The sequence below is a fragment of the Rhodococcus sp. PBTS 1 genome (genome assembly GCF_001620025.1).
GTDB lineage: Bacteria > Actinomycetota > Actinomycetes > Mycobacteriales > Mycobacteriaceae > Rhodococcoides > Rhodococcoides kroppenstedtii.
In genome coordinates this window covers 4,135,123-4,147,696 of sequence record NZ_CP015219.1, presented here as the reverse complement: position 1 = coordinate 4,147,696, position 12,574 = coordinate 4,135,123, and the positions used below count along the sequence as shown (strand labels likewise).

The 12,574-nt window shown below is 68.3% G+C and carries 13 protein-coding genes; 8 read left to right on the top strand and 5 right to left on the bottom strand.

Annotation, left to right across the window (positions count from 1 at the left end):
• Positions 1-5 precede the first annotated feature (5 nt).
• Positions 6-998 (top strand): sigma-70 family RNA polymerase sigma factor, encoded by a 993-nt coding sequence (locus tag A3Q40_RS19045; protein ID WP_261775209.1) that lies wholly within the window; start codon positions 6-8, stop codon positions 996-998.
• 16 nt (positions 999-1,014) lie between these two features.
• On the opposite strand, the gene A3Q40_RS19040 is transcribed toward A3Q40_RS19045, so the two are convergent.
• Entirely contained in the window at positions 1,015-2,007 is a 993-nt protein-coding gene (locus tag A3Q40_RS19040; RefSeq protein WP_068104593.1) for an LLM class flavin-dependent oxidoreductase, read from the bottom strand.
• Between the two features lie 247 nt (positions 2,008-2,254).
• Between A3Q40_RS19040 and A3Q40_RS19035 the strand changes: the two genes are divergently transcribed.
• Entirely contained in the window at positions 2,255-2,608 is a 354-nt protein-coding gene (locus tag A3Q40_RS19035) for a histone-like nucleoid-structuring protein Lsr2 (protein WP_068104591.1), read from the top strand.
• On the opposite strand, the gene A3Q40_RS19030 is transcribed toward A3Q40_RS19035, so the two are convergent.
• Entirely contained in the window at positions 2,602-3,846 is a 1,245-nt protein-coding gene (locus A3Q40_RS19030) for an APC family permease (RefSeq protein ID WP_308125014.1), read from the bottom strand. The genes A3Q40_RS19035 and A3Q40_RS19030 overlap by 7 nt on opposite strands.
• Positions 3,847-3,976: 130 nt before the next feature.
• Between A3Q40_RS19030 and A3Q40_RS19025 the strand changes: the two genes are divergently transcribed.
• Positions 3,977-5,614 (top strand): AMP-binding protein, encoded by a 1,638-nt coding sequence (locus tag A3Q40_RS19025; protein ID WP_068104587.1) that lies wholly within the window; start codon positions 3,977-3,979, stop codon positions 5,612-5,614.
• 10 nt (positions 5,615-5,624) lie between these two features.
• Here the strand turns inward: A3Q40_RS19025 and A3Q40_RS19020 are convergent, their stop codons facing one another.
• A complete protein-coding gene (locus tag A3Q40_RS19020; protein WP_082834020.1) occupies positions 5,625-6,722 on the bottom strand; it encodes a type III polyketide synthase in 1,098 nt (365 codons plus the stop codon).
• Here A3Q40_RS19020 and A3Q40_RS19015 point away from each other — a divergent pair.
• The 5 genes from A3Q40_RS19015 to A3Q40_RS19000 all read left to right on the top strand — a co-directional run bounded on the left by A3Q40_RS19015 (position 6,721) and on the right by A3Q40_RS19000 (position 10,237).
• Positions 6,721-7,797: a PLP-dependent cysteine synthase family protein gene (locus A3Q40_RS19015; RefSeq protein WP_068106698.1), complete on the top strand. Its 1,077-nt coding sequence runs from the start codon at positions 6,721-6,723 to the stop codon at positions 7,795-7,797. The two genes, A3Q40_RS19020 and A3Q40_RS19015, sit on opposite strands and share 2 nt — an antisense overlap.
• A gap of 20 nt (positions 7,798-7,817) precedes the next feature.
• A complete protein-coding gene (locus A3Q40_RS20665) occupies positions 7,818-7,985 on the top strand; it encodes a hypothetical protein (protein ID WP_167322373.1) in 168 nt (55 codons plus the stop codon).
• 1 nt (position 7,986) lies between these two features.
• Positions 7,987-8,421 (top strand): GNAT family N-acetyltransferase, encoded by a 435-nt coding sequence (locus A3Q40_RS19010; RefSeq protein ID WP_068104586.1) that lies wholly within the window; start codon positions 7,987-7,989, stop codon positions 8,419-8,421.
• 119 nt (positions 8,422-8,540) lie between these two features.
• Positions 8,541-9,005 carry a helix-turn-helix domain-containing protein gene (locus tag A3Q40_RS19005; protein WP_068104584.1) on the top strand — a complete coding sequence of 155 codons (465 nt, stop codon included), beginning with the start codon at positions 8,541-8,543 and terminating at the stop codon, positions 9,003-9,005.
• Between the two features lie 17 nt (positions 9,006-9,022).
• Positions 9,023-10,237, top strand: coding sequence for a PIN domain-containing protein (locus A3Q40_RS19000; protein ID WP_068104582.1), 1,215 nt, complete (start codon positions 9,023-9,025; stop codon positions 10,235-10,237).
• 146 nt (positions 10,238-10,383) lie between these two features.
• On the opposite strand, the gene A3Q40_RS18995 is transcribed toward A3Q40_RS19000, so the two are convergent.
• Positions 10,384-11,793, bottom strand: coding sequence for a DUF6297 family protein (locus tag A3Q40_RS18995; RefSeq protein ID WP_068104581.1), 1,410 nt, complete (start codon positions 11,791-11,793; stop codon positions 10,384-10,386).
• Positions 11,790-12,350, bottom strand: a complete 561-nt coding sequence (locus A3Q40_RS18990) for an ABC transporter ATP-binding protein (protein ID WP_157889678.1) — start codon at positions 12,348-12,350, stop codon at positions 11,790-11,792. The genes A3Q40_RS18995 and A3Q40_RS18990 overlap by 4 nt, the downstream gene beginning before the upstream one ends.
• Positions 12,351-12,574: the final 224 nt, after the last annotated feature.

Here is a 12,574-nt window from a genome sequence, read left to right as displayed (position 1 = left end):
CCGTGATGCAGGACGGTGCGCGGCGAGCGGCGACACCCGGCCGAGCCGACGAGTTCATGACCCTCGCCGAGCCGCACCGGCGCGAGCTGCTGGCGCACTGCTACCGCATGACCGGGTCGATCCACGACGCCGAGGATCTGGTGCAGGACACGTTCGTCCGCGGGTGGAAGGCGTACGGAAACTTCAAGGGCGACTCGTCGCTACGCACCTGGCTGTACCGCATCGCCACCAACACCTGTTTGACGTCGCTCGAGGGTCGCTCCCGCCGTCCCCTGCCGTCCGGACTGGGCGCGCCCTCGTCCGACCCCTCGGACGAGTTGGTCGAGCGTCACGAGATCGCCTGGCTCGAGCCGTTCCCCAGCCGGGATTCCGACGACGACCCGGCGACGACGGCCGTCACCCGCGACTCCGTGCGCCTGGCGTTCGTCGCTGCGCTGCAACACCTCTCGGCTCGACAGCGCGCGGTGCTGGTGCTGCGCGAGGTGCTGCAGTGGAAGGCGGCGGAGGTGGCCGAGCTGCTGGGCACGTCCACCGCGGCGGTCAACAGCCTGCTCCAGCGTGCCCGCGGTCAGATCGAGCAGATCATGCCCAGCGAGGACGACGTCGACGAGCCGGAATCACCGGAGACGCGCGAACTCCTGCAGCGCTACGTCGAGGGCTTCGAGACCTACGACATCGACGGCATCGTGAAGCTCTTCGCCGCCGAGGCGGTCTGGGAGATGCCGCCGTTCACGGGCTGGTACCGCGGGCCGACCGACATCGGCGGACTCATCTCCACCAAGTGCCCGGCCACGGGGCCCGAGTCGATGCGCATGGTCGAGACCGTCGCCAACGGTCAGCCGGCCTTCGGGCTCTACATGCTCGGCGAGGACGGGGTCCACCGCGCGTTCCAGCTGCACGTCCTCGAGATCGTCGACGGGCAGGTCGCGCACGTGACGTGCTTCTTCGACCTCGACCTGTTCGAGCGTTTCGGGCTGCCCGCCACCTACCCGGGCTGACCGTCGGACCCGGGTCTCAGGCCACTGCGGCGTGCAGATGCTCCTGCGCGAGCAGGCGGTACGAGGCGAGACGCTCCTCGGTGTCGTCGATGCCGCTGGCCACGATGACCTCGTCCACTCCGTAGCGGTCCGCGAACTGCGTGATGTAGCTCGACGCCTCGGCCGGCGTACCGACGGCGGTGAACTTGGTCATCCCCTGGATCTGCCGCCCGGCGGGCGAGTCCATGATGAGGTCGACCTCCTCCGGCGTGAAGGTCTGCCCGCGGCCGACCATCTGCACCACGCGTCGGCGGATGCCCTGCTCGAGCAACTCGTGGGCCCGCGCGGCGCTCTCGGAGACCACGGCGTTGACGCCGGCGATGACGTAGGGCTCGGCCAGGCTCGCCGAGGGGCGGAACGTCTCCCGGTACACCGAGACGGCCTCGCCCAGAGAATCCGGTGCGAAGTGCGACGCGTTGGCGTAGGGGAGGCCGAGGTGAGCCGCGAGCTGCGCGCCGAACAACGACGAGCCGAGGATGTAGAGGGGTACGTTCGTCCCGGCTCCGGGGACGGCCGCGACGCCCGGGACCCGGCTCGTGCCCGCGAGGTACGCCTGGAGTTCGAGGACGTCCTGCGGGAAGGTGTCGGCCGACGAGGGATCCCGGCGCAACGCCCGCATGGTGTTCTGGTCCGATCCCGGTGCGCGGCCGAGACCGAGGTCGATGCGGCCGGGATGCAGAGTCTCCAGAGTCCCGAACTGCTCGGCGATGGTCAGCGGGGAATGATTCGGCAGCATCACACCGCCGGCGCCCAGGCGGATGGTCGACGTGTACGCGGCGACGTGTGCGATGACCACCGACGTCGCCGACGAGGCGATCGAGGGCATGTTGTGGTGCTCGGCGTACCAGACCCGGCGATAACCCGATTCCTCCGCCGCCTGCGCCAACGCCACGCTGGCCGCGAAACTGTCGGCGGCCGTACGGCCCTCGGCGATATGGGCGAGATCCAGAACGGACAGCGACACGACCACGGCGATACACCTTTCGATAGCGACTTCTCGGGGTTGCAACCGCGGGGGTGTCTCCGTTGTTCCCCGGACCTACCGCTCGGTTCCGACGCGCCCGAATCGCCGACGACAAACCCGCTCTCGCATTGTTCCGGGCAGCATGGATAAACTCCGGGTCGGAACCGTATTCCACCCGACCCGTCCGACCTGTCGGCCCGTCGTGGTCGGTCTCGGTCGGGGAGTTTCCATCACGTCGAACAGAAAGGCCGTCATGGCGAAGCAGGTCTACGTGGAATTGGTCGACGACATCGACGGTTCGCCCATCAAATCAGGCAAAGGGGAAACCATCGGATTCGCCGTCGACGGCGTCGATTACGAAATCGATCTCGGCACCAAGAATGCCAAGGAATTCCGGAAGCAGCTCGATTACTGGACCGGCTACGCCACCAAGTTGAACGGGCGCACGAAGAAGGCGAGCGCGAAGAAGGCGGCGTCCACCACGTCGACCCGAGATCCGTTGCAGACCAAGGCCATCCGGGAATGGGCGAGCCAGAACGGATACACCGTCTCGGCACGCGGCCGCATTCCCGCCGACGTCGAAGAGGCCTACAACGCGGCTCAGTAACCTCGGCGACCCCGCCGGTGCCGCAGAACGAGGACGCGTCCGATCAGCCCGAGGGTGACCACGGCCGTGCCCGTCGCGACGGAGGCCGGCGGCAACGTCACCACCAGCGCACCGCAGCCGAGCAGCCCCACCCCCTGGAGAATGCGGGGATACCGCCGCGCGGTGCCGCGTTGCCGCGCCGCAGCGATATTGGCCACCGCGTAGTAGAGCAGCACCCCGAACGACGAGAATCCGATCATCTCGCGAATATCGACCGTCGCCGCGAGAATCACGATCACCGCTGCGATCGCCAGGGTGGCCGCCCGCGGTGTCGATCGCGCGTCGTCGATGCGCGCGAGTCGTGCCGGGAGATCGCCCTCGCGCGCCATGGCCAGGGTGGTCCGGGAGAGTCCGGCGAGCAGCGCCAGCAACGCACCCGAGGACGCGAGGACCGCGGCGCCCCGCACCGCCGCGTCCAGCGCCGGGTGGCCGAGCTCGGCGACGGCGGCCGCGAGCGGAGCCGGGGACCCGGCCACACCGTCGGCCCCGAGAATGCCGAGCACGGTCACCGCGACGGCCGTGTACGCGATGATCACGACCACGAAGGCGATCACGACGGCCCGCGGGATGGTTCGCGCCGGATCACGCACCTCCTCACCGAGGGTGGCGATGCGGGCGTATCCCGCGAAGGCGAAGAACAGAATCCCTGCCGCCCCCAGCAGCCCGGCGGGGCTCGGGCCGCCCGTCGGGACGACGGCGGCCAGGTCGGGTGACGACGACGCTCCGGCCACCACCGCGGCCAGCAGGACGGCGCCCACCACCGCCACCACGACGCGTGTGGCGAAGGCCGTGCGTGTGATGCCGGCGAGGTCGATGGCGGTCACCACGACGACCACCAGGACGGCGACCGGCCGCGCGTGGTCGGGCCAGGCGTAGGCGCCGACGGTCCAGGCCATCGCGGCGCAGCTCGCGGTCTTGCCCACCAGGAAGCACCAGCCCGCGGCGAACCCCCACCAGTCGTCCAGTTCGGCCCGGCCGTAGGCGTACACACCGCCCGACGTCGGATGCTGCGCGGCCAATTGGGCCGTGGACGTCGCGTTGCAGAAGGCCACCACGGCGGCAACCGCCAGGGCGGGCAGCAACCAGGACCCGGCAGCCGCCGCGGCCGGACCCAGCGCGGCGAAGATCCCCGCCCCGATCATCGATCCCACCCCGATGGCCACCGCGTCGAACGTTCCGAGTCGTCTCGCGAGCGGCACGGCGGTCACTCTAGGCGGCCGGCGCGCGACGAGCATTTCGATGAATGACGATTAACCGAAACCGGCCCGCTGTGGGGTGCGCTGCGTTAGCGTCGGGCGCACCGACCGCCCACCCACCCCGGAGGATCCCGTGCCCGAGCCGTCCCTGTCCGCCGGTGAGACCACCACACCGCTGCTCACCGACACGATCGGTGACGACTTCGACCGCACCGTCGCCCGCGTCGGGTCGAACGACGCACTGATCGACGTCGCGTCGGGACGCCGCTGGACGTACGACGAGCTGCGTCGCGACGTCGACGCCGTCGCCCGCGGACTGATGGTCGACGGGGTCGCGGTGGGGGACCGCGTCGCCGTCTGGGCACCCAACCGGCCCGAGTGGACGATCCTGCAGTACGCCACCGCCAAGATCGGCGCGGTGCTGGTCACCGTCAACCCGGCCTACCGCGCGCGAGAGCTGCAGTACGTGCTGACGCAGGCGCAGGTGTCGATCCTGGTGGCCGTCACCGCCCACGCGTCCAGTGACTACGCCGCGATGATCGAGGAGGTCCGCGGCGACTGCCCCGAGCTGCGCCGCGTGGTGTTCATGGACACCGACGACTGGGCCTCGGTCGCGCAGGCGGGGGAGACGGTGTCGGCCGAGGAGTTGGCGGCCCGCTCGGCCGAGCTGACAGCGGACGACCCGATCAACATCCAGTACACCTCGGGCACCACCGGGTTCCCGAAGGGCGCCACCCTGAGCCACCGGAACATCCTCAACAACGGCTATTTCGTCGGTGAGCTCTGCCATTACACGGAGCAGGATCGCGTCTGCATTCCGGTGCCGTTCTATCACTGCTTCGGCATGGTGATGGGCAATCTCGCCTGCACCTCGCACGGTGCGGCCATGGTGATTCCGGGCCCGTCGTTCGACCCCGCGGCGGTGCTGCGGGCCGTGTCGGCGGAGCGATGCACCTCGCTCTACGGCGTGCCGACCATGTTCATCGCCGTCCTCGCGGCCCTCGGCGACAGTGCCGCCGAGGACGAGAGCGGCACCGCCGCGGGCTACGACCTCGGCACCCTCCGCACCGGCATCATGGCCGGCTCGCCGTGCCCCACCGAGGTGATGAAGCAGGTGATCGAGGTCCTCGGGATGACCGAGGTGTCCATCGCGTACGGAATGACGGAGACGTCACCGGTCTCCCTGCAGACTCGCTCCGACGACACCCTCGAGCAGCGGGTGTCCACGGTCGGCCGCGTCGGCCCGCACCTCGAGGTGAAGATCGTCGATCCCGTCACCGGGGAGACGGTGCCGCGCGGCGAGCCGGGCGAGCTGTGCACCCGCGGCTACTCCGTGATGCTCGGCTACTGGAACAACCCGGAGAAGACCGCCGAGGCCATCGACGACGAGCGGTGGATGCACACCGGCGACATCGGCGTCATGGACGACGACGGCTACGTCGCGGTCACCGGGCGCATCAAGGACATGGTGATCCGGGGCGGGGAGAACATCTACCCGCGCGAGATCGAGGAGTTCCTCTACACCCATCCCGACATCCTCGACGCGCAGGTGGTCGGCATTCCCGACGCGAAGTACGGCGAGGAGCTGCTGGCCTGCGTGCGGCTGCGCGACGGGGCGGCAAACCTCACCGCGGACGACCTGCGGGAGTTCTGCCGAGGCAAGTTGGCGCACTACAAGATTCCGCGGTACGTCGAGGTGCTCGACGAGTTCCCGATGACCGTGACCGGCAAGGTGCGCAAGGTGGAGCTGCGGGAGCGGTTCGCGCGGTAGTCGGGACTCGTCAAGCTCGGAAGAGCATGGTCTCGGCCGTGAGGCCGGGACCGAACGCCATCGCGCACCCCCGCCCGGTGTCGCCGCGGTCCATCATCTCCTTCAGCACGAAGAGCACGGTGGCCGAGGACATGTTGCCGTAGTCGTCCAGGACCGTCCGGGACGCCGACAACCGGTCCGGTGTCAGCTCCAGGGCGCCCTCCACCGCGTCGAGAATGGACCGTCCCCCGGGGTGGATCGCCCAGAGGTCGATCGACGACGGCTCCGCGCCCGCGAGCACCGTCTTCATCGTGGGTGCGTCGAGCGCGCGTGACAGGGAGCCCGGCGCCTTGCCGGACAGCACCATGTCGAAGCCCATCCCGCCGATCCGCCACGTGATCAGCTCGCGGGAATCCTCGATCATCAGCGCCTGGAACGACTCGAGGGCGAGACCCTGCTCGTCGGCCGTCACCAGCACCGCCGCCGCGCCGTCGCCGAAGACGAGGAACGAGAGCATCGTCTCGAGGTCCTGCGTGGACTGCATGTGCAGCGAGCACAGCTCCACACTGACCACCAGGACACGCGCGGTCGGCTCGGACCGGACGATGTGGTGCGCCAGCTTGAGACCGTTGATGCCGGCGAAGCAGCCCATGAAGCCCACCTGGGTGCGCTCGACGGTGGTCGGGACGCCGCAGCGACGCATGATCTCGAAATCGATTCCGGGAGAGTAGAATCCGGTACAGGTCAGCACGATCAGGTGGGTAATGTCCGCGGCGCCGGTGCCCAGTCCCAGCCCGTCCACCGCGCGCACCGCCAGGTCCGGTGCGCTGCGCTCGAACTCGATCATGCGCGTCTCGGTGTCGACGGCATTGGGATCGTCGCCGTAGAAACTCGCGACGGACGGGAACGCCGCCCACCGGTGCGAGATCTGGGCACGCTCGGCCATCCGACGGAAGAGCAGATGCTTGCGCCGCTCGTCGAAGGAGTTCTGGGCGTACTCGACGAAGTCGTCGTGCACGTCGTACTCGGGTACCGCGGTGGAGATCGCGTTGACGTAGGCGGTGGTGGGACTCACCCCACCGGGGTTCCCGCCCACCGCATCGCCAACCACCGCGACAATGGCGGGCATGCGCATCGAAGATCGTGACTGGGTGGAGAACGCGCTGCGGATCGTCGAGGCCGACGCCAACCGCAGCGCGGACACCCACCTGCACCCGTTCCCCCTGCCCGCGTCGTGGGGGATCGACCTCTACCTCAAGGACGAGTCGGTGCACCCCACCGGTTCGCTCAAGCACCGCCTGGCGCGCTCGCTGTTCCTGTTCGGGCTGGCGAACGGCGATATCGGCCCCCGCACCACCCTCGTGGAGGCGTCGTCCGGGTCGACCGCGGTGTCCGAGGCCTACTTCGCGCGCCTGATCGGGCTCGAGTTCGTCGCCGTGATGCCGGCGTCCACCTCGCCCGCCAAGATCGCCCTCATAGAGCGGTACGGCGGCATCTGTCGCCTGGTCGAGTCCTCGGGCGCGGTGTACGACGTCGCGGAAGAGCTGGGCGCACAGGAGAACTGGTTGTACCTCGATCAGTTCACCAACGCCTCGGTGGTCACCGACTGGCGCGGCAACAATTCCATCGCCGCCTCCATCTTCGATCAGATGTCCCTGGAGCGGTTCCCCGTGCCGTCGTGGGTGGTGGTCGGCGCGGGCACCGGCGGCACGTCGGCCACCATCGGCCGGTACGTGCGCTACCGCCGCGTCCCGACGCGCGTCTGCGTCGTCGATCCCGAGGGCTCGGCCTTCCACGACGCCTGGCTCACCGGCCGTCGCGACGTCGTCGGCACCGGATCCCGCATCGAGGGCATCGGTCGCCCGCGCGTCGAGCCGTCGTTCGTCCCCGCGGTCATCGAACGGATGGAGCGCGTGCCGGACGCCGCGTCGGTCGCCGCCGCGCGCATGCTCGGTCGCGTCACCGGACTGCACGCGGGCGGGTCGACGGGAACCAACCTGATCGGCGCGTTCCGCCTGATCTCGGAGATGCGCGCGGCGGGGGAGCGCGGCAGCATCGTCACCCTGCTCTGCGACGGCGGAGAACGGTACGAGCACACCTACTACGACGACGACTGGGTGGCCGAGCGTGGGTGGGACCTCGCCGCCGAGCACGACCGCATCGACCGATTCCTCGCCACGGGCGAGTTCTCCGGCGCGTCGTGAGCGCGGACTAGCCTGGCGTCATGGCCGAGAACGAGAATTCTTCCTCAACTGCGTCGTCCGAGCCCACGTCGTCCGAACCCAAGGGCGGCCGTCCGGGTCCGGCGGACCAGGGCGGCGCCGGCGGCATGGCGACCCGGGAGAACGCGCCCGAGGTGGCCGAGACCGAAGCGCGCGAAGGCACCGACTGACGTGGTCACCATCGGCCGGGCGACGGTCCGGGACGCCGATCCTGCTGTGCTGTACCGCATTCTGCGTCTGCGGACACAGGTGTTCGTCCACGAGCAGCGCATCGTTGACGAGGAGGAGATCGACGGTCGGGACCTCGAGGACACCACCACCTTGTTCTGGGTGGAGGAGAACGGGGAGGTCCTGGCCACCCTGCGACTGCTCCAGGACGACGTGCCGGCGCATGTCGGCCGCGTGGCGACGGCGCAGCAGGCCCGCGGCCGCGGTCTCGCGGCCGACCTGGTGCGGGCCGCACTCGATCACGCAGGGACCGACGTCGCCATCTCCGCGCAGGCCTACCTCGAGGGTTGGTACGGGCGCTTCGGGTTCGTCCGGACGGGGGAGAACTACCTCGAGGCGGGCATGGACCACGTGCCCATGCTGTTCACGCGACCGTGACCGTCACGATCGATTACACCGGCGGAACAGCTCTCGTCACCGGACGGGATCTTTCGGGCACCCGCGCGGGACGCTGAACCCGGGTTGCCGCTTTCGTTTCTTTCGATTTATGCTGAGTCATGACCGCATTGATGACACGCACCGTTCTGCCCTCCCCTGCGGGTGACCGAGATGTTCTCGATGCTCTCGGCGTAGCACTGTCCGGCGATCACGAGGTCTACGTGTCCGCAGAAGGCGAGTCCGCCGGCGTACGTCTCCCTGACGAGCTGCGTGCCGTCCTCGTCGACGCGGTGGCCGCATTGGCACGAGGCAACGCCGTCACTGTCGAGCCTCACCGCACGGTTCTGACCACGCAGGAAGCTGCGGACCTGCTGGGCATCACTCGTCCGACGTTCGTGCGGCTTCTCGATGCAGGGAGGATCCCGTTCACCACGCCCGGGAGGCACCGCCGTGTCGAACTCGCGGACGTGCTCGCCTACCGCGATGACCAGAAGGTGACACGGCGGCAGGTACTCGACGCGATGGCAGACCAGGCAACACCGGACCCACAGGACGCTGTCCGGGGCCCGATCACCACTCGCTGATTCAGGACTCGCTACCGATGGCGACGTTCCGTGTTGTCCTCGATGCATGCGTTCTGCTGCCGCAGACGCTGTGTGATGTTCTCCTCAGCATCGCCGACGAAGACTTGTTTCGGCCGCTGTGGTCCCCCGACCTCCTCGACGAGGTCGAGCGCAACCTCTCCGGACCCCGGTTCCGGAAGACGCCCACGCAAGCGGCCTACCGCGTAGCAGCGATGCGCGCCGCCTTCCCACTGGCAGAGGAGGAGACACGGGGCTACACCGAGTTGATCGCAGCCATGTCCAACGACCCCAAGGACCGGCACGTCCTGGCCGCCGCGGTGCGCGCCAACGCCGCAGTGATCGTGACCTCGAACCTCGACGACTTCCCCGCCGCCGCGGCAGACCCGTTCGACATCGAGATCCTCGGCCCTGACGAGTTTCTGTGCGACCAGCTCGACCTGGATCCCGACACCGTGCTTCACGCCCTGAACGTAATGTTGGAACGCAACCGCATACCTCCCCGAGACTTGGTCGAGCTGATCGATTCCCTAAGGGATCAGACGCCGCAGTTCACCGCCGCCCTACTCGACATGCTCCGACCGGACGGTCCCGCAATCAGTATCGAGAACGGTGCGGATCCACCGGAACTGTCAGACGAACAGATCGGTGCGATGCCCGAGGATCAGCGTGCCGCGTACCTGCACCTACGCGACAAGGACCCGGCGGAACGGGCCCGCTTTCTCGGGCACATTCCCCTGGTCAACGCCGCGTGGGACTTCCTGTATACCGCCTGCAGAGACGGCGACCTCCGTGCTGCGTGGCCGAGTGTCGATCCCGACTATCGGATGACCCTGGCTACTCGCTGGATAAACGACAACGCAGCGGCCCTGACGGCCGATGGGTGGGACCATGATGCCGTCGCCCGCGCGCTGGCCGAACCGACCCCTGCACACCCACTCTGGGTTCATTTCGAGCGAGTGCATGTTCGCGGCTTTCGCGCCGCACTGCCGGATCCGGACGACTGGGGAATCGGAGCGCACACCCGCCTCCTCGGACCGAGCCTGGAAGCACTCTTTCTGCACGACACCTCCGCCCTTGCCGACGGCGTGTGGCATCCGAACCAATTGAGCTTCATCGTCCCGCTGGTCATGCACCACCGCGACGGCCGATGGATGCTCCATGCTCTCGGACAACAGGACGCCCCACCGATGGACGAACTTGCCACATTCCAGTCCGGCACGGACGACCATTGAGCAGAACACCCAGCCAGAACCCGGCAACGGTCATCGCGGCCGCACCGACCCGCGAGGCCCGCTCTACGAGAGGTGGTTCAGCAACGCCAGGATCTCATTGGATTCGTCGATCAGCCGTGAGTCCCGTTTCGAGATGAGCAATTCACTCATGCCAATCCCGTCGTCAGAGCCAGGGCGGTGACGACGGCCATCGTCACCAACCACAGGTCGAGACCTCGGGTGACGCTTGCGATGAGCGAGACCGGTAGCAGGCCGAATGGGCTGTCCACGACGGGGCCGCCGAAGTCGACCGGCGGCCGGGTCGCGGCGCGTAGCGCGGATCCCGCGAGCCCCGCCGCGATGAGCATTGCCATCCCCACCGTGATGGGTGTCACCAGGCACATGAGCGCAGCCCAGACGATGGCGGCGAAGGTGGGGACGACCGAATGCACGAGATACAGGTAGCGGTTCGAGTGCGCGAATAACCTGCGCAGCGCCGGGCTCGTGTGGACCTGCCGGAGCCCCCGAGCGAACGGCGAGACGGCGGTGTACCCGAACCCGACCGCGGCGAGCAGTCCCAATAGCGGGGAGACCCCGAACCACAAGGCATGGGCGCCGGCGGCGACGATGACCCAACCAAACACCCAACCGGGTCGGCGCAGCGGCCGCGCGAGGTCGAGTCGCACGAGTGCAAGAGCAGTGGACTCGGGCAACCGGACACTGCGGACGCAACCGACCCGCCGCCACCACCGATCCTCGATGACCCCGAAGAGCAGCGATCCGTCCATCCACTGCAGGCTCGCCCCTACGGCCGCCGCAGCCGATCCCGAATCGTCGAGAGCACGGCGGGTGATGCAGTGCAGACGCGAACCTGCGACGGCACTCACTGCAAGCGCCAGGACCGCGAGCGCAACGCTCACCAACCAGACCCCGGGGTCCGCTGCCGCGGGCACGGACAACGGCGACGGGTGGTGAGCCGCGATCGCTGCGGCCACGGTCGTCAGAGACCCCCCGATCGACGACCACCTGACGACACTGTCGCCGGAGACCGGCAACGACTGGATGATCACCGCGGCTGCTACGACGATCATCGACGCGCAGCCGACGATTACCGCCGTCAGGGACGCGAGGACGCTCAGCGGAGTCGTCGCTGCGAGCCAGGTGGGGCCCGACGTAGAAACGAAGACGGCAGCGACCAAGCCGACGAAGCGGCGCCTCAGGACTAGGCCGCGGCCCGCGGCCGTCGAGACGATCAGATCCGAGAACGGCTTGCTGGCGGCGAGAGGCCCGACGACCGCGAACGACGTCAGCATCACGGTCAGGAGTGCGGCGAGCACGAGAAGCTCCGGAAGGACACCGACGGTGACCGCGCGGTGCGTCATCAGATGAACGAAGCCCCGGTACCCCTGGATCGCGACGCCGATGAGGACGACGAACACAACGGCGTTCTCCCCGATCGTCGTCAGCGGCCGTGTCGCGGGGCGCCCCGCGCTTCGGCGGCGGGCACGTCGGAGCGCGGCGCTCGGTGGTGTCGGCGCGGGTGCCGTGTCGGGTTCGACGGTGGACGCGACGATCACTGACCCAGCTCGATCGTCGTGCCGGCGATGGAGTCGGCCAGTGCGCTGTCGTGGGTGGCAGCGAGGACGGCACGTCCGGCCGCGACGAACTCGGCGAGGGTGTCCGCGAGCCACGCACATCCTTCGGTATCGAGATGCCGTTCGGGTTCGTCGAGTACCAGCAGCTCGAACGGTCGGATCATCGCCATCGCCAGTGCCATCCGTTGCCGTTGGCCACTGGACAACGCTCCCGGGAGGGCATCTGAGACGGCGGCGAGACCGGACCGGTCGCACCAGTGCAGCGCCGCCTCGTCACTGCCCCGCACCCCGTTGCACACGGCGATCAGTCGAAGGTGCTCGATGACGCTGACATCGGAGAAGTACGAGTTGGAGTCCACCGCGGCAGAGACCGCGCCACGGAATGCGGCGTCGGTCTCGCGACGGGGGTGGCCTTTCCACGAGATGGTTCCGGTGTCGACTTCGTCGGCACCGAGGATGCAGTTGAGCAACGTGGACTTCCCGGATCCGTTGTGGCCCCGCAGCCATGTCACCGATGCCGACTCGAGATCGAAGCTCACGTTGTCGAAAACTGTTGTGCCGCTGTAGGCTTTCGATACGGACTCGACAGCCAACAACACTTCGTCACCGTGGTTCACGGCACCATCTCCTCACATTGCCCGACTCGAATACGGTGACGGCGAGATCGAAGCCGGTTCGTCCGCTCAGGTGAATGTGTCGAAACTTGGCGCAAGAGCGCGCATCCGAGATCACCGTGCGATGACAGTTCGTGTCGGTAAGTACA